Annotated in this window: 24 protein-coding genes; 19 read left to right on the top strand and 5 right to left on the bottom strand. The window is 51.4% G+C overall.

Annotation, left to right across the window (positions count from 1 at the left end):
* The first annotated feature begins 48 nt into the window (after window positions 1-48).
* Both rsmI and ACTHSW_RS07480 read left to right on the top strand, forming a co-directional pair.
* Window positions 49-936, top strand: coding sequence for a 16S rRNA (cytidine(1402)-2'-O)-methyltransferase (gene rsmI / locus ACTHSW_RS07485; protein ID WP_070624695.1), 888 nt, complete (start codon window positions 49-51; stop codon window positions 934-936).
* 221 nt (window positions 937-1,157) lie between these two features.
* Window positions 1,158-1,778 carry a DUF1269 domain-containing protein gene (locus ACTHSW_RS07480; RefSeq protein WP_070461237.1) on the top strand — a complete coding sequence of 207 codons (621 nt, stop codon included), beginning with the start codon at window positions 1,158-1,160 and terminating at the stop codon, window positions 1,776-1,778.
* Window positions 1,779-2,059: 281 nt separating this feature from the next.
* On the opposite strand, the gene ACTHSW_RS07475 is transcribed toward ACTHSW_RS07480, so the two are convergent.
* From ACTHSW_RS07475 to ACTHSW_RS07465, 3 genes are all read right to left on the bottom strand, one after another.
* Window positions 2,060-2,869, bottom strand: a complete 810-nt coding sequence (locus ACTHSW_RS07475; protein WP_070461236.1) for an alpha/beta hydrolase — start codon at window positions 2,867-2,869, stop codon at window positions 2,060-2,062.
* 106 nt (window positions 2,870-2,975) lie between these two features.
* Complete coding sequence (locus tag ACTHSW_RS07470; RefSeq protein WP_070461235.1) at window positions 2,976-3,965, bottom strand: peptidylprolyl isomerase; 990 nt, start codon at window positions 3,963-3,965, stop codon at window positions 2,976-2,978.
* Window positions 3,962-6,361, bottom strand: a complete 2,400-nt coding sequence (locus tag ACTHSW_RS07465) for an LPS-assembly protein LptD (protein ID WP_349267091.1) — start codon at window positions 6,359-6,361, stop codon at window positions 3,962-3,964. The genes ACTHSW_RS07470 and ACTHSW_RS07465 overlap by 4 nt, the downstream gene beginning before the upstream one ends.
* 69 nt (window positions 6,362-6,430) lie before the next feature.
* On the opposite strand from ACTHSW_RS07465, the gene amgK reads away from it, so the two are divergent.
* From amgK to ACTHSW_RS07450, 3 genes are all read left to right on the top strand, one after another.
* Window positions 6,431-7,435, top strand: coding sequence for an N-acetylmuramate/N-acetylglucosamine kinase AmgK (gene amgK, locus ACTHSW_RS07460; RefSeq protein WP_004520257.1), 1,005 nt, complete (start codon window positions 6,431-6,433; stop codon window positions 7,433-7,435).
* 84 nt (window positions 7,436-7,519) lie between these two features.
* Complete coding sequence (gene mnmG, locus ACTHSW_RS07455) at window positions 7,520-9,415, top strand: tRNA uridine-5-carboxymethylaminomethyl(34) synthesis enzyme MnmG (protein WP_070461233.1); 1,896 nt, start codon at window positions 7,520-7,522, stop codon at window positions 9,413-9,415.
* A 140-nt stretch (window positions 9,416-9,555) separates the two neighbouring features.
* Window positions 9,556-11,001, top strand: a complete 1,446-nt coding sequence (locus ACTHSW_RS07450; RefSeq protein ID WP_070461232.1) for a KAP family P-loop NTPase fold protein — start codon at window positions 9,556-9,558, stop codon at window positions 10,999-11,001.
* A 74-nt stretch (window positions 11,002-11,075) separates the two neighbouring features.
* Here ACTHSW_RS07450 and ACTHSW_RS07445 read toward each other — a convergent pair whose 3' ends face one another.
* A complete protein-coding gene (locus ACTHSW_RS07445; RefSeq protein ID WP_070461231.1) occupies window positions 11,076-11,669 on the bottom strand; it encodes a 5-formyltetrahydrofolate cyclo-ligase in 594 nt (197 codons plus the stop codon).
* Window positions 11,670-11,747: 78 nt separating this feature from the next.
* Between ACTHSW_RS07445 and ACTHSW_RS07440 the strand changes: the two genes are divergently transcribed.
* From ACTHSW_RS07440 to ACTHSW_RS07380, 13 genes are all read left to right on the top strand, one after another.
* Window positions 11,748-11,990 (top strand): hypothetical protein, encoded by a 243-nt coding sequence (locus ACTHSW_RS07440; RefSeq protein WP_070461230.1) that lies wholly within the window; start codon window positions 11,748-11,750, stop codon window positions 11,988-11,990.
* Between the two features lie 177 nt (window positions 11,991-12,167).
* Complete coding sequence (gene rpsB / locus ACTHSW_RS07435) at window positions 12,168-12,896, top strand: 30S ribosomal protein S2 (protein ID WP_002230071.1); 729 nt, start codon at window positions 12,168-12,170, stop codon at window positions 12,894-12,896.
* Window positions 12,897-13,019: 123 nt separating this feature from the next.
* Window positions 13,020-13,874, top strand: coding sequence for a translation elongation factor Ts (tsf, locus tag ACTHSW_RS07430; RefSeq protein WP_070461228.1), 855 nt, complete (start codon window positions 13,020-13,022; stop codon window positions 13,872-13,874).
* A 219-nt stretch (window positions 13,875-14,093) separates the two neighbouring features.
* Window positions 14,094-14,813: a UMP kinase gene (pyrH, locus tag ACTHSW_RS07425; protein WP_003708812.1), complete on the top strand. Its 720-nt coding sequence runs from the start codon at window positions 14,094-14,096 to the stop codon at window positions 14,811-14,813.
* 159 nt (window positions 14,814-14,972) lie between these two features.
* Window positions 14,973-15,443: a 23S rRNA (pseudouridine(1915)-N(3))-methyltransferase RlmH gene (rlmH, locus tag ACTHSW_RS07420; protein WP_003682681.1), complete on the top strand. Its 471-nt coding sequence runs from the start codon at window positions 14,973-14,975 to the stop codon at window positions 15,441-15,443.
* A gap of 170 nt (window positions 15,444-15,613) precedes the next feature.
* Entirely contained in the window at window positions 15,614-16,255 is a 642-nt protein-coding gene (gene pyrE, locus ACTHSW_RS07415; protein WP_003682682.1) for an orotate phosphoribosyltransferase, read from the top strand.
* Window positions 16,256-16,354: 99 nt separating this feature from the next.
* Window positions 16,355-16,750, top strand: a complete 396-nt coding sequence (locus ACTHSW_RS07410; RefSeq protein WP_039862294.1) for an MJ0042-type zinc finger domain-containing protein — start codon at window positions 16,355-16,357, stop codon at window positions 16,748-16,750.
* Window positions 16,747-18,060: an amino-acid N-acetyltransferase gene (gene argA, locus ACTHSW_RS07405; protein ID WP_440373815.1), complete on the top strand. Its 1,314-nt coding sequence runs from the start codon at window positions 16,747-16,749 to the stop codon at window positions 18,058-18,060. The genes ACTHSW_RS07410 and argA overlap by 4 nt, the downstream gene beginning before the upstream one ends.
* Window positions 18,061-18,104: 44 nt before the next feature.
* Window positions 18,105-18,884, top strand: coding sequence for an exodeoxyribonuclease III (locus ACTHSW_RS07400; RefSeq protein WP_003684015.1), 780 nt, complete (start codon window positions 18,105-18,107; stop codon window positions 18,882-18,884).
* Window positions 18,871-19,215: a hypothetical protein gene (locus ACTHSW_RS07395; RefSeq protein ID WP_003749424.1), complete on the top strand. Its 345-nt coding sequence runs from the start codon at window positions 18,871-18,873 to the stop codon at window positions 19,213-19,215. Before ACTHSW_RS07400 ends, ACTHSW_RS07395 begins: the two co-directional genes overlap by 14 nt.
* A 10-nt stretch (window positions 19,216-19,225) precedes the next feature.
* Window positions 19,226-19,759 (top strand): alpha/beta hydrolase, encoded by a 534-nt coding sequence (locus ACTHSW_RS07390; protein WP_107811078.1) that lies wholly within the window; start codon window positions 19,226-19,228, stop codon window positions 19,757-19,759.
* 166 nt (window positions 19,760-19,925) lie between these two features.
* Window positions 19,926-22,037, top strand: a complete 2,112-nt coding sequence (locus ACTHSW_RS07385; RefSeq protein WP_107811079.1) for a TonB-dependent receptor — start codon at window positions 19,926-19,928, stop codon at window positions 22,035-22,037.
* Window positions 22,038-22,206: 169 nt separating this feature from the next.
* Window positions 22,207-22,902, top strand: coding sequence for a thiol:disulfide interchange protein DsbA/DsbL (locus ACTHSW_RS07380; RefSeq protein WP_107810666.1), 696 nt, complete (start codon window positions 22,207-22,209; stop codon window positions 22,900-22,902).
* Window positions 22,903-23,068: 166 nt separating this feature from the next.
* Here the strand turns inward: ACTHSW_RS07380 and ffh are convergent, their stop codons facing one another.
* On the bottom strand, window positions 23,069-24,439 hold the full coding sequence (gene ffh / locus ACTHSW_RS07375) for a signal recognition particle protein (RefSeq protein WP_003684000.1): 1,371 nt from the start codon (window positions 24,437-24,439) through the stop codon (window positions 23,069-23,071).
* A gap of 181 nt (window positions 24,440-24,620) precedes the next feature.
* Between ffh and ACTHSW_RS07370 the strand changes: the two genes are divergently transcribed.
* The gene (locus ACTHSW_RS07370) at window positions 24,621-25,433 is read left to right on the top strand and encodes a cytochrome C assembly family protein (RefSeq protein ID WP_070461213.1); all 813 of its coding nucleotides are present in this window, start codon (window positions 24,621-24,623) and stop codon (window positions 25,431-25,433) included.
* Window positions 25,434-25,693: the final 260 nt, after the last annotated feature.

Raw genomic sequence — 25,693 nt, 5'->3', positions numbered from 1 at the left:
TATAATCATTGTTTTTAAAGAGACGCCGTTTCAGACGGCCTTGAATCTATGTACACAAAACACCTGCAAAAAGCCGTCGACAGCATCGAAAAACAGACATTATACGTTGTCGCCACACCCATCGGCAATTTAGCCGACATAACGCTGCGTGCGCTGGCCGTTCTGCAAAAGGCCGACATTATCTGCGCCGAGGACACCCGTGTTACCGCCCAGCTTTTAAGTGCGTACGGCATTCAGGGCAAACTCGTGAGCGTGCGCGAACACAACGAGCAGCAAATGGCCGATAAAATCATCGCCCATCTTTCAGACGGCCTGAGCGTCGCCCAAGTTTCGGATGCGGGTACGCCTGCGGTTTGCGATCCCGGTGCGAAACTTGCCGCCCGCGTGCGCGAAGCCGGATTTAAAGTGGTGCCTGTGGTCGGCGCAAGCGCGGTGATGGGGGCGTTGAGCGTGGCCGGGGTGACGGAATCCGATTTTTACTTCAACGGTTTCCTGCCGCCTAAGGCCGGCGAACGCCAAAAGCTGCTGGCCAAATGGGCGGAAGCCGATTTCCCGATTGTGATGTTTGAAACGCCGCACCGTATCGAAGCAAGCCTTGCGGATATGGCCGCGCAGTTCCCCGAGCGCCGTTTGACATTGGCGCGCGAAATCACCAAAACGTTTGAAACCTTCCTCAGCGGCACGGTTGCCGAAATCCAAGCCGCCCTTAAAAACGACGGCAACCAAACGCGTGGCGAGATGGTGCTGGTGTTGCATCCTGCCGTGAAAGAGAAACACAGCGATTTGCCTGAAGCGGCGCAAAACACGATGAAAATCCTTGCGGCCGAGTTGCCGACCAAACAAGCCGCCGAGCTTGCCGCCAAGATTACCGGCGAAAGCAAAAAAACCTTGTACGATTTAGCGTTGGAGTGGAAACGGATTTCAGACGACGCTTGAGGTCTTGCAGGCTTATTTTTCTCAACTTGTGGTGTGAACAATGCGACGATTTCCTACAGGCAAAAGGCTGGGTATTGTTCGTTATCCGTTTGCCGGTTCTACAGGCTTTATATAGGTAAAGTTCTGTTTGCCGCATTGCTCCCCCCCCCCCCTTGTAATTTACAATGACACTGCATACAACTAGTATGTTCTTAAATCTTTCAATCTACGGGAGTGGACTTATGAAACAAAACATCATCGTTGCCTTATTCAACATCTCCAGCGAAGCTTATCAAGCCTTTTCTGAATTGAAAGCTTACTCGCAGACAACAGATGCTTTGGTGGCACAAGCCGTTTTGGTTAAAAAGGAAAATGGTCTGATTATCCCAGCAGAAAGCACCGACTTTACCGCCAATACGGTCGAAGGCACATGGACGGGCGGCCTCATTGGTTCGCTGGTCGGCATCCTCGGCGGTCCTATCGGTGTTCTGTTGGGTGGAGCTACTGGCGCACTCATCGGCAGTGATGTAGGCACTGCCCAAACATTGGGAGAGGGGGCGTTGCTAGAAAATACAGCCAAAAAACTGGATAACGGCAGTACTGCGATCATTATTTTGGCGCAAGAATCCAACGAAGCTGTATTGGATGCTTTCTTCCACCGTTTCAAAACCGTTATTCTCCGACAAGATGTAGCCGTTGCCCAACAGGACGTATTGGCAGCAATAGAAGCGCAGGAAGAAGTGGCACGTCAGGCACACGAAGCTTGGAAAAAACAGCGCAAAGCCGAGCGCAAAGAGAAAGTGGAAGCCTTCAAGGCCGACATCAAACAAAAATTCGACAAATTGGCAGCCAAGTTGAAATAACACTGCCACCAACCCAAGGTATGTAACCGCTCAAATTTTCCGTTTCGGATGCATGCCAAACCGGTTTGAGGCTACCTGAAAATCTATTTTTCAGGTAGCCTCTCCCTTTTTCATGCCCCGAGACCTTTGCAAAGGTCTCAACCTATGTTATTGCAAAGGTCTCAACCTATGTTATTGCAAAGGTCTCGGCCTTTTTATAATTGGATTTTAGATCGATCCAATAGGTTCAATACGCTTCTAAGTTTGCGTTTCAGACGGCCTCAATGTTTGACAAACCTGTTTTAACGCTGCCATGCGCTGCGCAAATATTCGATACAGTCGGTCAGGGCGTAAAACGGGGCGTTGCCGTGATTGGCGTTGGGGTAGAGGGTAAAGCGGACATCCGCGCCGAGGTGGTGCAAAGTGCCGGCAAGAATTTTGGCTTGTGCAACCATGCCGCGGCTGGTTTGGTCGGGGCGGTTGTTTTTGCCCTCATGTTCGCCTGCGCCGAGGCGGATGCCGATTCCTTGCGGCAAAGTGTCGGGCAGCCAATCGAGTACGCGGCGGTCTTGCCACCAGATAGACGGCGAAACCAGCAAATAATGGCGGAATCGTTCGGGGCGGGTGAACAGGGAATAGAGGCCGTACAAGGCGCCGAACGAATGGCCGAAGACGGCTTGGTTTTGGGTATCGATGCGGTATTTGCTGTTGAGCAGGGCGGAGAGTTCGTCATCGATAAAGCGGCTGAAGCGGTCGGCTTGGCCGTATTGTTTGCGTTCGGATTCGGGCGCGTTGCCGGGCAGCGGCGGCGTGTAGTCGAGGGCGCGTTGGCTTAAGTCGCGGATGGTGCCGCCGGTGTAGCCGATGCCGATAATCAGGCAGGCGGCATGGCTTTTGGTGATGGGGTTGATGAGCAGGGATTGCGCCATATTGAGGATGGCGGGGAAAAAGGCATCTCCGTCAAGAATATACAGCACAGGATAGCCGCCTGCCGGACGCTCGCCGAGTGCCGCGGCTTGAATGCGGTAGGTGCGGCCGGTGTGTGCGGAAGTAAGGGCGGTTTCTTCGGCTTGCAGCAGGGTGGCGGCTTGCCAGTTAGGACGGATGGACATGATGGGGTGCTTTAATCAATGGTTGCTTAAGGGAAAAGGCCGTCTGAATAATGGTTTTCAGACGGCCTTATTGTACGGATTTCTGCCTTTTTAACAATACGCGCGATTAGCGTACGTCAACGTAGGAGCTGCTGTGCAGTTCGCGTAGGAGGTTGGTGGTCGCCTGTTGCGCTTTTTGTTGGGACAGGTATTGGCGGACGGCATTTTGTTGGCGCTCTTCAGGCGTACCTGCTTCGCGGACGTCGTTCAGCTTGATGATGTGCCAGCCGAATTGGGTGCGGACAGGGGCGCTGATTTGGCCGGGTTTGAGTTTGTGGACGGCTTCTTCAAATGGGGCAACCATCATGCCGTCGGCAAACCAGCCCAAATCGCCGCCATTGCCGGCGCTGCTGTCTTGCGAGTATTGGCGTGCCAAACCGCCGAAATCTGCGCCGCTGCGGGCTTGTGAGTAGATTTTGCGGATGGTGCTTTCTGCGCCGACGGCGGCGTTATCGTTGTCGGCTTTAATGAGGATGTGTTGGGCATGGTATTGGCGCACAGGGTCTGCTTCAGGCAGGGTTACGCCTTGTTGTTTGGCCTGCTCGATGTAACGTGCCACTTCGGAGTCGTTGACGCGGCTGTTTTGCATGATGGCTTGTTGGCGCACTTTTTCAACAATAATGCTGTCGGCGATGTCTTGACGGACAGCGGCAGACGGGTTTTTGATGTTGGGGTTGTGCGCGATAACGGCTTCGATTTCGCTATCGGTCGCTTGGATGTTGCGGCGTTTGCCTGCTTGGAGGATCAGGGATTGATTGATCATTTGTGCCAAAACTTGTTGGCGCAGCTCGTTGTCGTCCATTTGTGTGCCTTTAGGCATGGTTTGACGCGCTTGCGCTACGGCTTGTGCTACTTGGCGGTGGGTAATGACTTCGTTGTCGACAACCGCGGCAATGCCGTCTGAAAGATGTACGCCGCTTTGTACGGCAGGCATGGTAGTGGCGCTGACGACTGGAGTTTTGTTGGCACGCGCTTTGGTCGCTTTGGCTTTAGGAGCGGCGTGTGCGCCTACTGCGAGAGTGAGTGCGGCGACGAGAATCAGGGGTTTGAAGTTCATTGTTTGACTACCTCGTTGGTTTTGCTGTAACCGGGGATGGCTAAGCGGAGTTTTTCGAATGGGTTGTTGCCGATATTGCTCAAGTCTTTGAGTTGGAGGTTGAAGAATACGGCGTTTTTGTGGCTGTTTTCGCCGGTAACATAGCGTTGGCCGACCAAGCTTGCGCTCCAGCAGCCGCAGTTGCTTTTGTATTCTGCACCGATGAGCATTTCCAGCGGTTTTTTGGCTTCGATTTCGTAATTGTAACGGGCAACGGCGTACAGGTTTTTACTCAACGGCCATTGGGCGGCAAGGTCGACTTGGCTGAGCCTGTCGTAGAAATAGTCGCCGTTGGCTTGCAGATAAATGCGCTCGTTGCGTCCGTATTTGTAGCGCGCGCTTAAGACTTTGCCGGGTTCGGGGTTGTAGGTAATCCCTGCGGCGTAGCTTTCGGCACGGCTTAGGTTTTGGTTGTAGTGGATATCCAAATCAATGCGGGTGCTCGGGGTAAGGTTGCCGTGTGCAAAGGCTACCCAGTCGGATTGGCTGCGCGGATAATTGCTGACGTTGCCGTCAGGCAGGACGTTGTCGTTTTTGAAGTAAAACTTCTGGCCGATACCTGCACGGAAGAGTTCCGCACCGGTGTTGGGGTTGAGGATACGGCTTTGTGTGGCCAGCGTCAGGCTGTTGGCCGAATTGATGCGGTCGTTGCCCGAATACAGGTTTTCGCGGAACAGCTGCGAATAGGTAAAGCTGTTTTCAGAGCTGTCGAAATTAGGCAGGTCGTTTTGGGACTTGGTCGGAATGTAGTTGTAAAACAGGCGCGGTTCAAGCGTTTGCAGGTATTCCCCGCCGAAGAGCCGGGCCCTGCGCTCGAAAGTCAGGCCGCTGTCGACGTTGATAATCGGCAGGACGCGGCTGACATTGCGGCTGCTTTGGCCGTTGAAGCTGTTGAGGCTGTAATAAGTGGCGTGTACGCCGACTTTAGGTCGAATGTAGCCCCATTGGTTGTGGAAGTCCCATTTAACGCTCGGGTAGAGCACCACGCGGCTGCCGTCTTGCTTGGTATCGTGATCAAAACGGGTAAATTGGCCGAACACGTTGAGTTGCGCTTTGCCGAGATGGCTTTGCCAACGGCCGGTCAGACGGGGCATGATGGCATAAGGCTCGTCTTTATAACCGTCTTGGTTGGCCAGCGTTTGATATTTTTGTACGCGCAACGAGCCGTCGAAGCTGCCGCCCAACAGTTTGTCGCTGTAATTGAGCCATGCCTGACGGTCGAGGTTGACGTTGCGTGCGATGTCTTCGCGGCCGTAGAAGTCGCGGTAGTAATCGTCGTCGGAAACTTGGTTGTAGTTGATGCCGCCGCTGATTTTGCTGTTCAGCTGCTGCTGGTGTTTCCATTTAAACTGGTAGCGGTTGTTGTAGACGCTTTTTTGGTCGTTGAGCATCCAGTCGCCATCGACTTCGCCGCTGTAATTCGGTTGCAGATAACGGACTTGGCCGCCCAGTTGCACGCCGCGTTTGCTGATAATGCCCGGGCGGATGGTGGCATCCAAATTCGGCGCAAGGTTGAAATAGTAGGGCAGGCTCAGCTCAAGGCCGTCTGAACCTGTGGCAATGGTCGGAACGAGCAGGCCACTTTTGCGGTTGCCGTTGATGGGGAAGTCCGCCCAAGGCGTGTAGAGGACGGGTACACCGCCGAATACCAGCGAAGCGTGTTTGGCCACGCCGATACCTGTCGACTCATCGGCTTCAATGCTTTGCGCTTGGATATACCAGCTGGCATCGCCGGGTGAACAGGTGTTGAATTTGGTATTGATGAGCTTGTAGAGGCCTTTGCCTTTGAGTTCGGCTTTTTCGCTGACACTTTGAAGGCGGCGGCCGCCTTGTTCGGTATTGAGGCGTACGGCAGTGCCGGAACCGGTTTGGTCTTTGAGGTTGTAAACCAATTGATCGCCGGATACGGTCGAACCGTTTTGATACAGGGTGAAGCGGTCGCCGGCGGTAACGGTATCGGTGGCTTGGTCGTATTGCGCCCAATCGGCATTGAGAACATCGGCATTGCGCTCGACAATGACGTCGCCTTCGGCACGGACGCCGACTTGGGTCTGACCTTCTATTTTATCGGCGTTGACGCGGGTGTAATCGGCAGGCAGTGCAGGCTCGCCGCTGCGTTTGATTTCGGCGGTTTCGGCCGGCTTGGCATCTTCGTGGTCGCAAAACAGGCAAGTGCTGCCCAAGGAAAGCGGATCGGCTTCGCTTTGGCTGGTTTTTACCGGTTTGGATGCGGCGGTGTGGGCAGGGGTATAGTCTTCCGCCTGCGGAACAGAAGCATCTTCCGCGCGTACGGCTGTTGCGCCAAAGCCCATAATTAAGGCGAGTACCAAGGGTTTGAGTGAAAATAAACGAGCCAAAATCGCCCCTTAAATCGGTTTGCCAGTTAGAATAGCGGTTATTGTAACCTGAAATTCTGCGATACCGCTATGCAACGACAAACCGAATTACAAAACTGGCTGGAGTCTGTTTATCCGAACCAGCCGTTCGAATTGAGCTTTGCGGCAGCCGATGCCGACTTCCGCCGCTATTTCCGCGCGACGTTTTCAGACGGCCAAACCGTTATCTGTATGGACGCGCCTCCTGAGAAGATGAGTGTTGCGCCTTATTTGAAAGTGCAAAAACTGTTTAACATGGTCAATGTGCCGCAAGTGCTTCATGTGGATGAAGCGTTGGGCTTTATGGTGTTGAACGATTTGGGCAATACCACATTCCTGACCGCCATGAATCAGGAAAACAGCGAAACCGCCCACAAAGCCCTGCTGCTCGAAGCCATCGACGAACTGATCGAACTGCAAAAGGCCAGTCAGCCCGGCAAACTGCCGGAATACGACCGCGAAGTCATGCTGCGCGAGATTAACTTGTTCCCCGAATGGTTTGTGGCCAAAGAATTGGGCCGCGAGCTGACCTTCAAGCAACGCCAGTTGTGGCAGCAAACCGTCGATACTTTGCTGCCGCCCCTGTTGGCACAACCTAAAGTGTATGTCCACCGCGACTTTATCGTCCGCAATCTGATGCTGGCAAAAGGCCGCCCGGGCGTGTTGGACTTCCAAGACGCGCTTTACGGCCCGATTTCCTATGATTTGGTATCGCTGCTGCGCGATGCATTTATCGAATGGGAAGAAGAATTTGTATTGGACTTGGTCATCCGTTACTGGGAAAAAGCACGCGCTGCCCAGTTGCCTGTGCCTGCCGAGTTTGACGAGTTCTACCGCTGGTTTGAATGGATGGGCGTACAACGCCATTTGAAAGTAGCCGGTATTTTTGCCCGTCTGTACTACCGTGACGGCAAAGACAAATACCGCCCTGAAATCCCGCGCTTCTTGAACTACTTGCGCCGCGTATCCCGCCGTTACAACGATTTGGCTCCGCTGTATGCATTGCTGGTCGAATTGGTCGGTGATGACGAATTGGAAACAGGCTATACCTTCTAAGCTTGGTTTTTTAAGATTTGATTCCATTTTTCAGACGGCCTGATCAACAAAAGGCCGTCTGAAACCTTTACAGAACACATAAACATGACTTACATGATTTACCCCAAAACCTACGACGTGATTGTCGTCGGTGGCGGCCATGCCGGTACCGAAGCCGCACTTGCCGCCGCACGCATGGGTGCGCAAACCCTGCTGCTTTCACACAACATCGAAACCCTCGGCCAAATGTCGTGCAATCCCTCCATCGGCGGTATCGGCAAAGGCCACCTCGTGCGCGAACTCGACGCATTAGGCGGCGCAATGGCGTTGGCAACCGACAAATCCGGTATCCAGTTCCGCCGCTTGAATGCCAGCAAAGGCGCGGCAGTGCGAGCCACGCGCGCGCAGGCAGACCGTATCCTATATAAAGCCGCCATCCGTGAAATGTTGGAAAACCAAGAAAACCTCGATCTTTTCCAACAAGCCGTCGAAGACGTAACGCTTGATGGCGAACGCATCAGCGGCGTGGTTACCGCGATGGGCGTGGAGTTTAAAGCACGCGCCGTCGTACTGACCGCAGGCACGTTTTTGTCCGGCAAAATCCACATCGGTTTGGAAAACTACGAAGGCGGCCGCGCCGGCGACCCAGCCGCCAAATCCTTGGGCGGCCGCTTGCGCGAATTGAACCTGCCTCAAGGCCGTCTGAAAACCGGCACGCCTCCGCGTATCGACGGACGCACGATTGACTTCTCCCAACTGACCGAACAGCCCGGCGACACACCCGTTCCTGTAATGTCTGTACGCGGCAGCGCCGATATGCACCCGCGCCAAGTGTCCTGCTGGATTACGCATACCAACACGCAAACCCACGACATCATCCGCTCAGGCTTCGACCGCAGCCCAATGTTTACCGGCAAAATTGAAGGCGTGGGTCCGCGTTATTGTCCGTCTATCGAAGACAAAATCAACCGCTTCGCCGACAAAGACAGCCACCAGATTTTCCTCGAACCCGAAGGTCTGACCACGCACGAATACTATCCAAACGGTATCTCCACCAGCCTGCCGTTCGACATTCAAATCGCCCTCGTGCGCAGCATGAAAGGTCTCGAAAACGCCCATATCCTGCGCCCCGGCTACGCCATCGAATACGACTACTTCGATCCGCGCAACCTCAAAGCCAGCCTCGAAACCAAAACCATCCAAGGCCTCTTCTTCGCCGGACAAATCAACGGCACCACCGGCTACGAAGAAGCCGCCGCGCAAGGCTTGCTCGCTGGCGCAAATGCCGTGCAATACATCCGCGAACAAGACCCGCTCCTGCTGCGCCGCGAACAAGCCTATCTCGGCGTATTGGTGGACGACCTCATCACCAAAGGTGTGAACGAGCCTTACCGAATGTTCACCAGCCGCGCCGAATACCGCCTGCAACTCAGGGAAGACAACGCCGACATGCGCCTGACCGAAGACGGCTACAAAATCGGCTTGGTGGGTGAAGAACAATGGCGCATGTTCAACGAAAAACGCGAAGCCATCGAACGCGAAATCCAACGTTTGAAAACAACGTGGTACACGCCGCAAAAACTCGCCGAAGAAGAGCAGCTGCGCGTATTCGGCCAAAAACTCAGCCGCGAAGCCAACCTGCACGACCTCCTGCGCCGCCCGAACCTCGACTACGCCGCGCTGATGACCCTGCCCGACGCACAACCTGAAACCGCACTTGCCGACAGCGTGGTCGAACAAGTCGAAATCCAAGTCAAATACCAAGGCTATATCGACCGCCAAAACGAAGAAATCGACAGCCGCCGCGACATCGAAACCTTAAAGCTGCCCGAGGATATCGATTACAGCAAAGTCAAAGGTTTGTCGGCAGAAGTGCAGCAAAAGCTCAACCAGCACAAACCCGAAACCGTCGGCCAAGCCAGCCGCATCTCCGGCGTAACGCCTGCCGCCGTCGCATTACTGATGGTGCATTTGAAACGTGGATTTAAAGATGCCAAGTAAGGTTTAATCCGAATAAAGGCCGTCTGAAAGTTTCAGACGGCCTTTTTGATCATTTTTAATTACTTAAAAGAATAAAAACATAAAAACTGATGACAGAGTAAAATACGTTACACAAAACCTATGACAGACAAAGGGATAATATGGAAACTCAAGCTTTAGAAAAAACTTTTGCTACACATGACGAATTTAACCGTAAGCCGATAGCCGAAAACATCATCAGGCTGCTTACCTCAGATATCGACCTTTCCCCTATGGTCATCGACGGTGGCTGGGGAACGGGCAAAACCGAATTTTGCAAAAAGCTGATTCGGCTTATGCAGGAGCAACATCGCGATTATCAGCCCGTCTATATTGACGCCTTCCGTTCAGACCACAGCGGAGAGCCTCTGCTGGCATTGCTTGCCGAAATCATCAAAGCCTGTACGCCTGAAGATACTGGCGAGCAGCCGTCTGAACAGCGCAAAAATATTACGAGGAAAGTCGCAAGAGCAGTAGGATTCGCGATGAAAACCGTTGCTAAAGCAGCGGTTGGTCATGTCCTAAAGCAAAAATGGGAAGATTTAGAGGAGGGAATGAGCCAAATTACAAATGATGGGCAAGAAGCAAAAAATGCTGCGGCAACTGTAGCTGGTGTTGCCACCACACTTGCCAGTCATTCCATTGATGCAACTATTGATGCAACCGTCGAAGCCTTATTGAAAGAGCAAATTGAAGCAGAAAAAAATCTGGAAACGCTTAAAGCCTGCCTAAAAGAATTGGCAGCGGGCAAACCGATTATCCTGTTTATCGACGAACTCGACCGTTGCCGCCCTGATTACGCCGTCGATATGCTGGAAGTTATCAAGCATGTCTTTGATATTGAAAACGTCAAAGTCGTGCTGGTTACGAATACCAAGCAACTGTGCGCGGCGATTAATCATCGGTATGGCGCAGAGGTGGATGCGCAGAAATATTTAGATAAGTTTTTGAAGTATAGCTTTGCCTTGCCGGATCAGGTTGTGGCTCAAACGGAGCAAGATCGAGTTTTGGTTTCAATTCATCATTTTAAGAGGTTAATAAAAGGTAGTGATATAGAAGGGGTCTTATTTAATGCGCATAGAGTTGTGGATTGTATAAGTGAAATGATTAAACGGAATAATTTATCGCTTAGGGAGACGGAACGATTAGTCCGATTTTTGGAGATGTATCACTCTTTGGGTCATGGGTTTGGGTTTAGGAATAAAACATTTCACCTATATCTACGTGTGGTTGGTGTATTTATCTTCTGCTTTTATCCAAGGTTAATGGATGATATCAATAAAAATCGAACTGATGCTGGAGAATTTGCTCAATTGTTTAATCTTCAATCTTGGCCAGATATGCTAGATGATCCTTATGACCCTAAAGGAATAGTAGATATGATTGCTGTGATGCTAATTTTAAATAGTAAAATCGAAGATCCTCGCTTTACGTTACTAGAATTTAATGAAAAGCACTATTGGCAGACTCTGATAGATAGATATTTTGGTAGTGAAGCAATAAATTGGGGCTTATCTGTTTTGAAAAATACTTTTCAAGTCCTCAGTTTTGAACAAACGCCACAATAAAACAAAAGGCCGTCTGAAACCCAAAAATCAGGTTTCAGACGGCCTTTTATCATTTTAATAAACCGATAATTGTCCTATCGAGGCCGTCTGAATTTCAATACGCCAAGCTCGGAGACAAAGCCGTTTAGGGGGATGTCGTGGGGTTCGGTCGGCAGTGTGTCGGTCAGTTGGCAGCCGAAGCCTACGCCCAGGGTTTGGGTTTGCAGGCGGTATTTCGTGGCGGAGAGGGTGGCGTCGTAATAGCCGCCGGCTTGTCCGAGGCGGTAGCCGCGTTTATCGATGCCGACGATGGGGACCAGCAGTAGGCTGAGTTGGTGGACGCGGATTTTCTTGCCGGTAAATTGTGGGACGCTCAATTTGGCGCGGCCGCGTTTGCGTTCTTGTTTGGCGCCGTCGGCAGGGTAGGGGGTAAACCACATCCGCCGTGTGTTCGGTTCGATATAGGGCAGGTAGAGTTTTGCGCCGCGTTTTTGTGCGGCACGGACAAAGCCGTCCAATCGCAATTCCTTGCCCATCGGCCAATACACGCCGATTTTCCGTCCTTTTTTGATGTAGGGCTTGAGCAGGCGGTTGATGGTTTCGGTGGCGGCGTTGCGCTCGTCTGCGCTCATTTGGGCGCGTGCGCGGCGGAACTGTTTGCGTAATGCCGATTTTTCGGGATTCCTCATTTTCAGACGGCCTTTCGGGATTGCGGTAGAATGTTGCGATTATAACGATTTTGTTAACATTCAAACAGGACGCACACGATGTGGCACATTGTCGCCATCGGCTATCTTTTTGTTGCCGTGATGTTTTCCGCCGCGCAGCCGAGTATTGCGCGCGCGTTGATTTATTTGGTTTTTTGGGCAGTGTTGCCCACTGTGTTCACGGTCTTCGTCATGACCATCCGCCGCCGCAACCGCCTGATGAAACGGCAGGAGCAGGCGGAGTTTGAAGCGGCTCGCCAAAAGGCGGTACAGGCGGATGAAAAACAGGACGGAAAGGTATAAAATCCCTTTTCAGACGGCCTCTTATCCGCTATAATCCGTCAGTTTTCCATTTCGGAAACACTCTTTTATTTTTTAAAACTTATGCCCACTTTCGCCGAAGGGTGCTTGACAATAGGCGCCGCCTATCAAGTTCTATGCGATTGAATGTGTGCTCTTTAACCCTTTCAAGGAAATAACATGTCTCAAATTACTATGCGTCAGATGATTGAAGCCGGTGTTCACTTCGGTCACCAAACCCGTTTCTGGAACCCGAAAATGGCTCAATACATTTTCGGTGCGCGCAACAAAATCCATATCGTAAACTTGGAAAAAACCCTGCCGATGTTCCAAGAGGCGCAAGAAGCCGTACGTCGTCTGGTTGCCAACAAAGGTACAGTATTGTTCGTAGGTACCAAACGCCAAGCCCGCGACATCATCCGCGAAGAAGCTACCCGTGCCGGTATGCCTTTCGTTGATTACCGCTGGTTGGGTGGTATGCTGACTAACTACAAAACCGTTAAGCAATCCATCAAACGCCTGGAAGAAAAAACTGCTGCCCTGGAAAACGCTGCTGAAGGCGGTTTCAACAAAAAAGAAATTCTGGAAATGCAACGCGACGTTGAAAAACTGGAACGTTCTTTGGGCGGTATCAAAAACATGAAAGGCCTGCCTGACGCGATTTTCGTTATCGATACCGGCTACCAAAAAGGTACTCTGGTTGAGGCTGAAAAACTGGGCATCCCTGTTATCGCTGTAGTCGATACCAACAACAGCCCTGACGGCGTGAAATACGTTATCCCTGGTAACGATGACTCCGCTAAAGCTATCCGCCTGTACTGCCGCGGCATCGCTGACGCAGTTTTGGAAGGCAAAAACCAAGCGCTGCAAGAAACTGTAGCCGCTGCCCAAGAAGCTGCTGCCGAGTAATTCGGTACACAGAAGAGGGGCGTTATGCCCCTTTTCTCAAATCCCGTTCTGAAATCCGTTTCAGACGGCCACTATTTCCAAACACGGCAATGGCCGTGTTCCCAAAAATCTAGGAGATTCAAAATGGCAGAAATTACTGCAAAAATGGTTGCCGACCTGCGCGCCGCTACCGGCCTGGGCATGATGGAATGCAAAAAAGCCTTGGTTGAAGCTGAAGGCAACTTCGACAAAGCCGAAGAAATCCTGCGTATTAAATCTGGTGCGAAAGCCGGTAAACTGGCTGGCCGTACTGCTGCCGAAGGCGTATTGGCTTATGCAATCAACGGCAATGTCGGCGCATTGGTTGAAGTAAACTGCGAAACCGACTTCGTTGCTAAAGACGCCGGCTTCGTAGAATTTGCCAACTTCGTTGCTAAAACTGCTGCCGAGAAAAAACCGGCTTCTGTTGAAGAACTGAGCGAACTGGTTGAAGTAGAACGTAAAGCCATCATCGCTAAATTGGGCGAGAACATGTCTGTTCGCCGCTTCCAAGTGATCGACACTGCCAACCAACTGGTTGCCTACATCCACGGTGCTTTGGCTACTGAAGGCGTATTGGTTGAGTACAAAGGCTCTGAAGACGTAGCACGCAAAATCGGTATGCACATCGTTGCCGCTAAACCACAATGCGTAAGCGAAGCCGAAGTAGATGCTGAAACCGTTGAAAAAGAACGCCACATCTACACTGAACAAGCTATCGCTTCCGGCAAACCTGCCGACATCGCCGCTAAAATGGTTGAAGGCCGTATCCGCAAATTCTTGGCTGAAATCACTCTGAACGGCCAAGCGTTCGTGATGAACCCTGACCAAACTGTTGCCCAATTCGCTAAAGAAAACGGCACTGAAGTGGTTAGCTTCGTACGCTACAAAGTAGGCGACGGTATCGAGAAAGCCGTTGTTGACTACGCAGCCGAAGTTGCTGCCGCTGCTAAAGTGTAAGGCACTTATGAAAAAGAAAGCACCTAGATTCCAAACGAATCAGGGTGCTTTTTTTTGAGAAAACCGTTTACGGTACCTATTTTAAGACGACCGAATATAAAGGCCGTCTGAAAACAAAACAATAATAAACCGACACACCCTATCATTAATATTCCGACCGTTTGAAAATTCAGACGGCCCGAACTCCGACCGACGACATTCAAGAAAGCAAGGTATCCCATGACACAGCAAATCAAATACAAACGCGTATTACTGAAACTCTCCGGCGAATCCCTGATGGGCTCTGATCCATTCGGCATCAATCACGATACCATCGTTCAAACCGTCGGCGAAATTGCCGAAATCGTGAGAATGGGCGTGCAAGTCGGTATCGTTGTCGGCGGCGGTAACATTTTCCGCGGCGTATCTGCACAAGCGGGTAGCATGGACCGCGCCACTGCCGACTACATGGGCATGATGGCAACCGTCATGAACGCGTTGGCACTCAAAGATGCATTTGAAACCTTGGGCATCAAAGCGCGCGTACAATCCGCACTGTCTATGCAGCAAATCGCTGAAACTTACGCCCGTCCTAAAGCCATTCAATATTTGGAAGAAGGCAAAGTCGTGATTTTCGCCGCCGGTACCGGTAATCCGTTCTTCACGACCGACACTGCCGCCGCATTGCGCGGTGCGGAAATGAACTGCGACGTGATGCTCAAAGCCACCAATGTTGACGGAGTGTACACCGCAGACCCGAAAAAAGACCCATCTGCAACACGCTATGAAACCATTACTTTTGACGAAGCCTTGTTGAAAAACCTCAAAGTGATGGATGCCACCGCTTTCGCCCTCTGCCGCGAACGCAAGCTCAATATCGTAGTATTCGGTATCGCTAAAGAAGGCTCGCTCAAACGCGTGGTAACCGGCGAAAACGAAGGTACGCTGGTTCACTGCTAATCATTGAAAGGCCGTCTGAAACAGTCGAACGGGATACATTCGGCTTTCAGACGGCCTTTTATTTTCAGTCGGTTGCGTGGGCATTGGCTCATGGTTTGAAAAGGTTAAGGGCTTGCTTGACCATAATATCCAACCGACAACGATACAAAAGGATACACCATGAATATCACCGTCTTGGCTGTCGGCACGAAAATGCCGCGTTGGGTGGATGAAGCCGTCGGCGAGTACGCCAAACGCTTCGGGCGCGATGTCAATTATGCGCTGAAAGAAATCAAGCCAGAGAAACGCGGCGCGGGTGTGAATGCGGCTCAGGGCATGGCGGCTGAAGAAAAACGCCTGTTGGAAGCCATACCGCAGGGCGCGTTTCTGGTGGTATTGGACGAGCGCGGCAAAGCGCCGACTTCGGTCGAATTGGCGCAACATTTGAAAGGCTGGCAGCAAAACGGCGAACACGTCTGCTTTATTATCGGCGGCGCAGACGGCATGACCGACCGATTGAAGCAGCAGGCAAACATGATGATGCGCCTTTCCAGCCTGACCTTGCCGCACGGCATGGTGCGCGTTTTATTGACCGAGCAGCTTTATCGCGCCGTTTCGATTTTGCACAATCATCCGTATCATCGGGAATAATCCATTTTGATTGCTGGGATAAGACGGCAATGCCGCCTTGTCGGTTTGAAAGGGAATAGGGCAAGTCGGTTTAAAGCGGGGTTGAACCTGTTTTCAGACGGCCTGATTTTTCCGCATGAATCCTTTATAATCGTTTCTTTGATAAATCAACATCTTTCGGGAGAACCCAAATGTCCGATTTCCGTCAAGACTTCCTCAAATTCGCTTTGGCACAAAACGTGTTGAAATTCGGCGAATTTACGACCAAGGCCGGCCGTCAGTCGCCTTATTTTTTCAATGCCGGTTTGTTCAATGACGGCGCATCGACTTTGCAACTGGCGAAGTTTTACGCCGAGGCTATTATTGCCAGCGGCGTGAAGTTCGATATGCTGTTCGGCCCAGCCTATAAAGGCATTATTTTGGCGGCGGCAACAGCGATGATGTTGGCGGAAAAAGGCGTAAACGTACCGTTTGCCTACAACCGCAAAGAAGCCAAAGACCACGGCGAGGGCGGTGTGTTGGTGGGCGCGCCTTTGAAGGGTCGCGTGCTGATTATCGATGATGTGATTTCCGCCGGTACATCCGTGCGCGAGTCGGTCAAACTGATTGAGGCCGAAGGCGCAACGCCTGCCGCAGTGGCCATTGCGCTCGACCGCATGGAAAAAGGCACGGGCGAATTGTCGGCGGTGCAGGAAGTGGAAAAACAATACGGCCTGCCGGTGGTTTCGATTGCCAACTTGAACGACTTGTTCACGCTCTTGCAAAACAATGCCGAATTTGGCGGCTTCTTCGAGCCGGTCAAAGCCTATCGTGAACGTTACGGCGCGGTTTAAACCATAACATCATGCTCAGGTCGTCTGAAAACTGTTTCAGACGGCCTGAAACATTGGCTAAAATATATTTTTGATTCAATACACTTACGGAAAATACTCATGCCTGCTTGTTCTTGTCCTCATTGTAAAACACCGCATTGGGTGAAAGATGCCCAGTTGAACGTGGCGCAGGGTTTCGTGGTCTGCACGCGTTGTTCGGGGATGTTTAAGGCCAAGGATTATCTGTCGGGCAACCTGCCGGCCGATCCTGCCCATCTGCCTGTGGCGGTAACGGATGTGCGCCTCGTACATAACATTGGTGCGCAAATCCTCAAGCATTCCAAACTTTCCCGTAAAGAAATTTCCGATTTGCTCAACAGTGCGCTTAAGGAAGAGCCTAAGGCGGAAGAGCAGGCGGCGGTCAAAACGCGCAAGGACGGTTTCAACTGGACGTTGGCATCGCTGATTGCGCTGACGGTTTTGATTATGCAACTCTTTTACCTTGCCCTGCTATGAGTAACATCGCCCATTTTGTTGCCAGCTTTCGCGAAGCCGCGCCCTATATTCAATATTTGCGCGGCAAAACCATGGTGGTCGGCGTGACCGACAGCCTGTTGGAAGGCGAAACCTTGATTCGTTTGGCCGCAGATTTGAATCTGTTGGCCAGCTTGGGCTTGCGTTTGGTCTTGGTGCACGGTTCGCGGCATTTGCTCGACAAATTGGCTTCGGGTCGGAATTTTGTTCCGAAATACAGCGGCAGCCGACGGATTACCGATGAAGCGACCCTGATGGAAGTGAAGCAGGTGGCGGGGATTATCCGCAGCGATGTCGAAGCAGCTTTGTTCAGTAGCGTATCTGCGCAGCAACGGAGCAAGCCGCCGGTTATCGCGTGCGGCAACTTTATTACCGCCCGTCCGTTGGGCGTTATCGACGGCGTGGACATGGGCTATACCGGTACCGTCCGCAAAATCGACGCGGAAGAAATCCGTTTGCGCTTGGATAGCGGCGCGGTGGTGCTGATCAGTCCTTTGGGGCATTCGTACAGCGGCAAAACCTTCAATCTGAGTATGTGCGAAACCGCGCAGGAAGTGGCCATGGCTTTGCAGGCGGAGAAGCTGGTTTTCTTGACCGAAGAAGCCGGTATCCGCCGCTCCGACGGCTCGTTGGCCAATACGTTGTCTGTCGGCGAAGTGCAGGAATTGGTGCGCGGCAATCCCGATGCGCCGGTTGATTTGCTCCATGCAGCAGTGTGCGCACTGGAAAACGGCGTATCGCGGGTGCAGATTCTCAACGGCCGCGAAGACGGTAGCCTGTTGCGCGAGCTGTTTACCCGCGAGGGCAGCGGTACATCTATTGCCCGTGAGCCGTTTGTTTCCATCCGTCAGGCACGCAGCGACGACATTCCGCACATCATCACCTTAATCCGTCCGTTGGCGGAACAAGGCATCTTGTTACACCGCAGCCGCGAGTATTTGGAAAACCATATTTCCAGTTTTTCCGTATTGGAACACGATCAAAACATTTACGGCTGCGTGGCGTTGAAAACCTTTTCCGAGCCTGATTGCGGCGAATTGGCCTGTCTGGTGGTGTCGCCCGAAGCGCGCGATGGTGGCTATGGCGAATTGCTGTTGGAACATCTGTTTCAGAAAGCACGCGCCTTAAATATCAAAACGCTTTTCGCCTTATCCACACATACAGGCGAATGGTTTGTCGAACGGGGCTTTCAGACGGCCTCAGCCGATGACCTGCCTGCCGAACGCCGGCAGGAATACAATGCCAACGGCCGCAATTCCAAAGTATTTGTTTATGACTTGCAGTCCGTCTGAAAACCTCAATCCTATTATCCGTTTTTAAAAATTACTCAAATCTTATGTTGAAAATCATCTCTGCCAACGTCAACGGCATCCGCTCCGCCTATAAAAAAGGTTTTTATGAATACATCGCCGCTTCCGGTGCCGACATCGTCTGCGTGCAGGAACTGAAAGCTCAAGAGGCCGACCTGTCAGACGATATGAAAAATCCGCACGGTATGCACGGCTACTGGCATTGCGCCGAAAAGCGCGGTTACAGCGGCGTGGCGGTGTACAGCAAACGCAAACCCGATAATGTGCAAATCGGCATGGGCATTGAAGAATTTGACAGGGAAGGCCGTTTTGTCCGTTGCGACTTCGGCAAGTTGTCGGTAATTTCGCTGTATCTTCCCAGCGGCAGCAGCGCGGAAGAGCGCCAACAAGTGAAATACCGCTTTTTGGACGCGTTCTATCCCATGCTCGAAGCCATGAAAAACGAAGGACGCGACATCGTCGTCTGCGGCGACTGGAATATTGCCCACCAAAACATCGACTTGAAAAACTGGAAGGGCAATCAGAAAAATTCGGGCTTCTTGCCTGAAGAGCGCGAATGGATAGGCAAAGTCATCCACAAACTCGGTTGGACGGATATGTGGCGCACACTTTATCCCGATGTACCGGGCTATACCTGGTGGAGCAACCGCGGACAAGCGTATGCGAAAGATGTCGGGTGGCGTATCGATTATCAGATGGTTACGCCGGAGTTGGCCGCCAAAGCCGTTTCCGCACATGTTTATAAAGACGAAAAATTCTCGGATCACGCCCCTTTAGTTGTGGAGTATGACTATGTTGCCGAATAAGTTTTTTGGTAAGTACGACTGGAATATAAACAGTAAAACCGGCGTAGGTGCGGTTTGGGTTGTGGCGGCATTTGTGCTGCCCATGCTGGTGTGGGCAATATTTATGCTGGCGCGGATGTCCGGCTGGGTTGCGCCGACTAAGGCCAATCCGACTTGGGCGTTGGTATGGCTGCTGTTTTCCCTTCCTTGCCTACTAATTGCGGCCAAGTGCTTTGCTTGGAAGGGCTGGCGGCTGATTGCCAACATCGTACTTTGTCTGGCGACTTGTGCCATCCTCAGCGTGCCAGCCGCATTGCTTATTGCATTTACACTCAACGACTTGCTCAAATAGGCCGTCTGAAATGCAGAGCTTCGAACTCGAAGAAATGGCATTGTTTCTGATACGCGATGCGGATGAAGCGGAAATGTGGATAGACCGCTGGGCGGTCAGCTATCCGATTGTTCAAACCGCCGAAGCCGATGGTCGGCAAACCGTTTCCGAATGGCAACACGCCATTCGGACGGCCTTTGAGCATATCGTCAGCAGAAATATTGCCGTCGTGGCTCATGGTGTCGGTGTGTCTGCATTTTTGGCATGGCTGTACCAAGCCGACATCATGACGCAAAAACGCCTGACCAATATTATTTTGGTCTCGCCGCGTCCCGAAGCTTTTCCCGAAGACGAAATCCATACGTTCCAGCGTGTCCGCTGCCCTTGCCGTACAGCGTTGGTCATCGCCGAAACAAACGGCACGCCACGCGATTGGGCGCAAGAACAGGCCGACCGCTGGCAGGCGCGCCTGCTTCAATCGCCGCATTCCGGCCGGTTAAACGGCGCGCTCAGCGGCTGGCAATGGGGCATGAAGCTGATGCAGGAAATGCTGTTGAGTAAGTAGTGTAGCAGTATCTATTAATATTAATAAACGAAGGCCGTCTGAAACCGATATGTGTTTCAGACGGCCTTTGTTTACAAATATCATGTTAAATATAATTAAAAGAAACTATTCTCATTTCTTTTATGAAGCAATATAATTCGGTTGTTTCGTTAAATTGAGTATAAAAATGCAAATACCATTTCATTTGGCTTTATTACCCACGCTGATTATCGCTTCCTTCCCTGTTGCTGCCGCCGATACGCAGGATAATGGTGAACATTACACCGCCACGCTGCCCACCGTTTCCGTGGTTGGGCAGTCCGACACCAGCGTACTCAAAGGCTACATCAACTACGACGAAGCCGCCGTTACCCGCAACGGCCAGCTCATCAAAGAAACGCCGCAAACCGTCGATACGCTCAATATCCAGAAAAACAAAAACTACGGCACGAACGATTTGAGTTCCATCCTCGAAGGCAATGCCGGCATCGACGCTGCCTATGATATGCGCGGCGAAAGCATTTTCCTGCGCGGTTTTCAAGCCGACGCATCCGATATTTACCGTGACGGCGTGCGCGAAAGCGGGCAGGTCCGCCGCAGTACCGCCAACATCGAGCGCGTGGAAATCCTGAAAGGCCCGTCTTCCGTCCTTTACGGCCGCACCAACGGCGGCGGCGTCATCAATATGGTCAGCAAATACGCCAACTTTAAACAAAGCCGCAACGTCGGTGCGGTTTACGGCTCGTGGGCAAACCGCAGCCTGAATATGGACATCAACGAAGTGCTGAACAAAAACGTCGCCATCCGCCTCACCGGCGAAGTCGGGCGCGCCAATTCGTTCCGCAGCGGCATAGACAGCAAAAACGTCATGGTTTCGCCCAGCATTACCGTCAAACTCGACAACGGCTTGAAGTGGACGGGGCAATACACCTACGACAATGTGGAGCGCACGCCCGACCGCAGTCCGACCAAGTCCGTGTACGACCGTTTCGGACTGCCTTACCGCATGGGTTTCGCCCACCCGAACGATTTTGTCAAAGACAAGCTGCAAGTTTGGCGTTCCGACCTTGAATACGCCTTCAACGACAAATGGCGCGCCCAATGGCAGCTCGCCCACCGCACGGCGGCGCAGGATTTCGACCATTTCTATGCAGGCAGCGAAAACGGCAGCCTAATCAAGCGCAACTACGCCTGGCAGCAGACCGACAACAAAACCCTGTCGTCCAACTTCACACTCAACGGCGACTACAACATCGGGCGTTTTGAAAACCACCTGACCGTAGGCATGGACTACAGCCGCGAACACCGCAACCCGACATTGGGTTACAGCCGCGCCTTTTCCGCCTCCATCGACCCCTACGACCGCGCAAGCTGGCCGGCTTCGGGCAGGCTGCAACCCGTCCTCACCCAAAACCGCCACAAAGCCGATTCCTACGGCATCTTCGTGCAAAACATCTTCTCTGCCACGCCCGATTTGAAATTCGTCCTCGGCGGCCGTTACGACAAATACACCTTTAATTCTGAAAACAAACTTACCGGCAGCAGTCGCCAGTACAGCGGCCACTCATTAAGCCCCAATATCGGTGCAGTGTGGAACGTAACGCCTGCCCACACACTCTACGCCTCATATAACAAAGGCTTTGCACCTTATGGCGGACGCAGTGGCTATTTGAGCATCGACACTTCGTCTTCCGCCGTGTTCAACGCCGACCCCGAGTACACCCGCCAATACGAAACCGGCGTCAAAAGCAGTTGGTTGGACGACCGCCTCAGCACCACATTGTCCGCCTACCAAATCGAACGCTTCAATATCCGCTACCGTCCCGACGCGCAAAATGATCCCTACACTTGGGCCGTTGGCGGCAAACACCGTTCGCGCGGCGTGGAGCTGTCAGCCATCGGACAAATCATCCCCAAAAAACTCTACCTGCGCGGCTCGTTGGGCGTGATGCAGGCGAAAGTCGTTGAAGACAAAGAAAATCCCGACCGAGTGGGCATCCATTTGGACAACACCAGCAACGTTACCGGCAACCTGTTCTTCCGTTACACGCCGACCGAAAACCTCTACGGCGAAATCGGCGTAACCGGTACGGGCAAACGCTACGGCTACGATTCAAGAAACAAAGAAGTGACCACGCTTCCCGGCTTTGCCCGAGTTGATGCCATGCTCGGCTGGAACCATAAAAACGTCAACGTTACCTTTGCCGCAGCCAATCTGCTCAATCAAAAATATTGGCGTTCGGACGCCATGCCGGGTAATCCGCGCGGCTATACCGCCCGGGTAAATTACCGTTTCTGATGAAATCAGGCAAAGGCCGTCTGAAAATAAGGCTATGATCTAAGCCATATTTCAGACGGCCTTTATAAAGGTTGAAATAAAACTAAACACATTTTTTCACTCAAATCGAACACACCTCCAACAAAATGCCATAAAATCCGCCCATTGATTTGAATGTAAAGAGATACCTATGAAACTGAAAACCTTAGCCTTGACTTCATTGACCCTGTTGGCATTGGCCGCTTGCGGCAAACAGGTGGAAACCAGCGTTCCGGCAGACAGCGCCCAAAGCAGTGCATCCGCTCCGGCAGCCCCTGCCGCATTGACCGAAGGTGTCAATTACACCGTCTTGTCTAACCCGATTCCGCAACAGCAGGCCGGCAAAATCGAAGTATTGGAATTCTTCGGCTACTTCTGCCCGCATTGCGCCCATTTGGAGCCGGTTTTGAGCGAACACATCAAAACGTTTAAAGATGATACCTATATGCGCCGGGAGCATGTCGTTTGGGGTGATGAAATGAAACCTTTGGCACGTTTGGCTGCCGCAGTGGAAATGGCCGGTGAATCAGATAAAGCCAACAGCCATATTTTCGATGCGATGGTTAACCAAAAAATCAATCTGGCCGATACCGATACCCTGAAAAAATGGTTGTCTGAGCAAACCGCGTTTGACGGCAAAAAAGTATTGGCTGCATTTGAAGCGCCTGAAAGCCAAGCGCGTGCGGCTCAAATGGAAGAATTGACCAATAAATTCCAAATCAGCGGCACACCGACCGTTATCGTCGGCGGCAAATACCAAGTTGAATTTAAAGACTGGCAGTCTGGCATGACTACGATTGACCAGTTGGTGGACAAAGTACGCGAAGAGCAGAAAAAGCCACAATAAGTTGAAGGCTGAATGAATAAAGGCCGTCTGAAAATAGATTTCAGACGGCCTTTTATATTAGATGTTATAGAAGAAATGGTTGCTTAAGGTCTCATGATTTTAAATCTGAATACAAAACCAAAACGCCGTCTGAAACTTTTCAGACGGCGTTTTCTGTCAAATCGGCTTACAAACCTGGGAACATGCCTTTCATTCCCTTCATGCCTTTGGCCAAGCGCATCAGTTTGCCCAAGCCGTTGCCGCTGAACATCTTCATCATTTGTTGCATTTGTTCAAACTGTTTGAGCAATTTGTTCACTTCCTGCACGGTCGTGCCTGCACCCATTGCAATACGGCGTTTGCGGCTGGCTTTGAGCAGGGCAGGGTTGGCGCGTTCTTTTGGAGTCATTGAGTTGATGATGGCTTCTACTTTGCCCATCGCTTTTTCGGCCGTGCCTTCGGGGATTTGTTTCGATATTTGACCCAGTTCGCCCGGCATTTTCGACATCAGGTTTTCCAAGCCGCCCATATTGCGCATCTGCTGGATTTGTTCTTTAAAGTCATTGAGGTCGAAGCCTTTGCCTTTTTGCAGCTTTTTCGCCATTTTGGCGGCAGCTTCTTCATCAATACCTTTTTGAACGTCTTCAATCAGGGTCAATACGTCACCCATGCCGAGGATACGGCTGGCAAGACGGTCGGGGTGGAAAGGTTCGAGGCCGTTGATTTTCTCGCCGACGCCGATAAATTTAATCGGTTTGCCGGTCACATGGCGTACGGACAATGCCGCACCGCCGCGCGAGTCGCCGTCCATCTTGGTCAATACGACACCGGTCAGCGGCAGGGCTTCATTAAATGCCTGAGCAGTGTTCACAGCATCCTGACCCAGCATGGCATCGATAACGAACAAAGTTTCAACCGGGTTGACCGCCGCATGAAGCGCTTTGATTTCGTTCATCATCTCTTCATCGATTGCCAAACGGCCGGCGGTATCGACCATCAAGACATCGTAAAAATGTTTTTTGGCGTAATCGACGGCGGCAGTTGCAATCTCAACCGGTTTTTGGTTGGTATCGGATGGGAAAAAGTCCACGCCGACCTGTTCGGCCAACAGACGCAGCTGTTCAATCGCGGCAGGGCGGTAAACGTCGGCAGATACCACTAAGACTTTTTTCTTCTGATCGTTTTTCAGCAGGCGGGCGAGTTTGCCGACGGTTGTTGTCTTACCGGCACCCTGCAAACCGGCCATTAAAACAATGGCAGGCGGTGAAACCGACAAATCCAGCGTTTTGTTTTCCTTGCCCATCAATTCGACTAAGGCTTGGTTAACCACACCAATAAAGGCTTGGTCAGGCGTCAGGCTGCCGACGACTTCTTGGCCAAGGGCCTGTTCTTTGACTGTGTTGACGAATTCTTTAACGACGGGCAATGCAACGTCGGCTTCCAGCAGGGCAAGACGAACCTCGCGCAAGGCTTCTTTAATATTGTCTTCGGTCAGCGTTGATTGGCCGCGAATATTTTTAAGTACCTTGCTGAAGCGGTTGGTCAGGTTGTCTAACATACTTATCCTTGATAATGAGAATAGCTGCCCAATACAGGGCATTCTTTGTTAAAATAAAATTCGGATTATTTTACACGATAGTCCGAAGTTATGCTTCAAGAACACAAACACGACACCAAGGCCGTCTGAAACCCTGCCGGGTGTCTGTCAAGTGTTCACATGTCTATTGAGAAAGATATTTATGCCGATTGTCTTAATCTGCCTTATGCTGGTGTATGCCGGATTGGGCGCATTTTCCTGGTTGCAACATAAAAAGCACAATAATAAGTCTTACCCGCTGAAAACCGAGCTGCTGATTTTGAGCGGCGCATTATTGGTACATGGCGCAGCATTGATGTTCCCAGTATTGCAGGATAGGGTATTGATTACCGGTTTTGGCTATTCGCTCAGTCTGATAGTCTGGCTGATGCTGATGATGTACTGCTTGGGCAGCTTCTTTTATTGTCTGCGCGGAGTGCAACTCTTATTGTATCCCTGCGCCGCATTGACCTTATTATTGGGTTTCCTCTTCCCAGGGGATTTTTCAGGTCGTCAAATCGTAGACTTATTGCCGCTGTCGCACATCGCATCATCATTGCTCGCATACGGACTATTTGGCATCGTTACCTTATTTGCCATCCTGATCCTTTTGCTCGACCGCAATCTGCACAAACGCCGTTTTTCCGCATTGGTCAGCTTCTTGCCGCCATTATTGAGTTTGGAAAAACTTATGTTCCAAGGTATGTGGGCAGGTTTCGTTTTATTGACCTATTCTGTAATCAGCGGTACGTTTTTTGCAGAAACCATTTTCGGCAAGCCGATGACCTTCACGCATAAAACCATCTTCAGTATTATGTCGTGGCTGATTTATGGCGCATTATTGTTGAAACACAGCATGACCGCATGGCGCGGCAAAAAAGCCGCCGTTTGGACTATTGTCGGATTTGTCAGTCTGATTTTTGCCTATGTGGGCAGTAAATTTGTCCTAGAAATTGTCCTTCAACGTATTGGATAAATAGAAATCATAAAAAAGGCCGTCTGAAAGAGCATATCAGACGGCCTTTGTTTTGTATTTTTTTGTATGTATGGATAGTGTAGAAAGGTTGCTGGAGTTTTTTTATAAAATAAAAACCCTGTTAAAACAGGGCGGTGATTAAATTTCTAGAAATAATTTTGCGAAAGGTGTTGACTGGTTTTGTTGTGAGGCGTATAGTTCGGTTCTTCGCTGCTGACGCGGTGAAGAAAACGAAGCAGACAGTATAACACAGTTAGTTA

The sequence above is a fragment of the Neisseria sp. P0008.S004 genome, assembly GCF_051962755.1.
Classification (GTDB): domain Bacteria; phylum Pseudomonadota; class Gammaproteobacteria; order Burkholderiales; family Neisseriaceae; genus Neisseria; species Neisseria subflava_A.
Note: the sequence above shows the minus strand (reverse complement) of the source record. Positions and strands in the feature narration are given on the sequence as shown.

Excerpts from the sequence above, each read along its gene's own strand:
- rsmI (WP_070624695.1), top strand. The coding sequence starts at position 49 with ATGTACACAAAACACCTGCAAAAAGCCGTCGACAGCATCGAAAAACAG.
- ACTHSW_RS07480 (WP_070461237.1), top strand. The coding sequence starts at position 1,158 with ATGAAACAAAACATCATCGTTGCCTTATTCAACATCTCCAGCGAAGCT.
- ACTHSW_RS07475 (WP_070461236.1), bottom strand. The coding sequence starts at position 2,869 with ATGTCCATCCGTCCTAACTGGCAAGCCGCCACCCTGCTGCAAGCCGAA.
- ACTHSW_RS07470 (WP_070461235.1), bottom strand. The coding sequence starts at position 3,965 with ATGAACTTCAAACCCCTGATTCTCGTCGCCGCACTCACTCTCGCAGTA.
- amgK (WP_004520257.1), top strand. The coding sequence starts at position 6,431 with ATGCAACGACAAACCGAATTACAAAACTGGCTGGAGTCTGTTTATCCG.
- mnmG (WP_070461233.1), top strand. The coding sequence starts at position 7,520 with ATGACTTACATGATTTACCCCAAAACCTACGACGTGATTGTCGTCGGT.
- ACTHSW_RS07450 (WP_070461232.1), top strand. The coding sequence starts at position 9,556 with ATGGAAACTCAAGCTTTAGAAAAAACTTTTGCTACACATGACGAATTT.
- ACTHSW_RS07445 (WP_070461231.1), bottom strand. The coding sequence starts at position 11,669 with ATGAGGAATCCCGAAAAATCGGCATTACGCAAACAGTTCCGCCGCGCA.
- ACTHSW_RS07440 (WP_070461230.1), top strand. The coding sequence starts at position 11,748 with ATGTGGCACATTGTCGCCATCGGCTATCTTTTTGTTGCCGTGATGTTT.
- rpsB (WP_002230071.1), top strand. The coding sequence starts at position 12,168 with ATGTCTCAAATTACTATGCGTCAGATGATTGAAGCCGGTGTTCACTTC.
- tsf (WP_070461228.1), top strand. The coding sequence starts at position 13,020 with ATGGCAGAAATTACTGCAAAAATGGTTGCCGACCTGCGCGCCGCTACC.
- pyrH (WP_003708812.1), top strand. The coding sequence starts at position 14,094 with ATGACACAGCAAATCAAATACAAACGCGTATTACTGAAACTCTCCGGC.
- rlmH (WP_003682681.1), top strand. The coding sequence starts at position 14,973 with ATGAATATCACCGTCTTGGCTGTCGGCACGAAAATGCCGCGTTGGGTG.
- pyrE (WP_003682682.1), top strand. The coding sequence starts at position 15,614 with ATGTCCGATTTCCGTCAAGACTTCCTCAAATTCGCTTTGGCACAAAAC.
- ACTHSW_RS07410 (WP_039862294.1), top strand. The coding sequence starts at position 16,355 with ATGCCTGCTTGTTCTTGTCCTCATTGTAAAACACCGCATTGGGTGAAA.
- argA (WP_440373815.1), top strand. The coding sequence starts at position 16,747 with ATGAGTAACATCGCCCATTTTGTTGCCAGCTTTCGCGAAGCCGCGCCC.
- ACTHSW_RS07400 (WP_003684015.1), top strand. The coding sequence starts at position 18,105 with ATGTTGAAAATCATCTCTGCCAACGTCAACGGCATCCGCTCCGCCTAT.
- ACTHSW_RS07395 (WP_003749424.1), top strand. The coding sequence starts at position 18,871 with ATGTTGCCGAATAAGTTTTTTGGTAAGTACGACTGGAATATAAACAGT.
- ACTHSW_RS07390 (WP_107811078.1), top strand. The coding sequence starts at position 19,226 with ATGCAGAGCTTCGAACTCGAAGAAATGGCATTGTTTCTGATACGCGAT.
- ACTHSW_RS07385 (WP_107811079.1), top strand. The coding sequence starts at position 19,926 with ATGCAAATACCATTTCATTTGGCTTTATTACCCACGCTGATTATCGCT.
- ACTHSW_RS07380 (WP_107810666.1), top strand. The coding sequence starts at position 22,207 with ATGAAACTGAAAACCTTAGCCTTGACTTCATTGACCCTGTTGGCATTG.
- ffh (WP_003684000.1), bottom strand. The coding sequence starts at position 24,439 with ATGTTAGACAACCTGACCAACCGCTTCAGCAAGGTACTTAAAAATATT.
- ACTHSW_RS07370 (WP_070461213.1), top strand. The coding sequence starts at position 24,621 with ATGCCGATTGTCTTAATCTGCCTTATGCTGGTGTATGCCGGATTGGGC.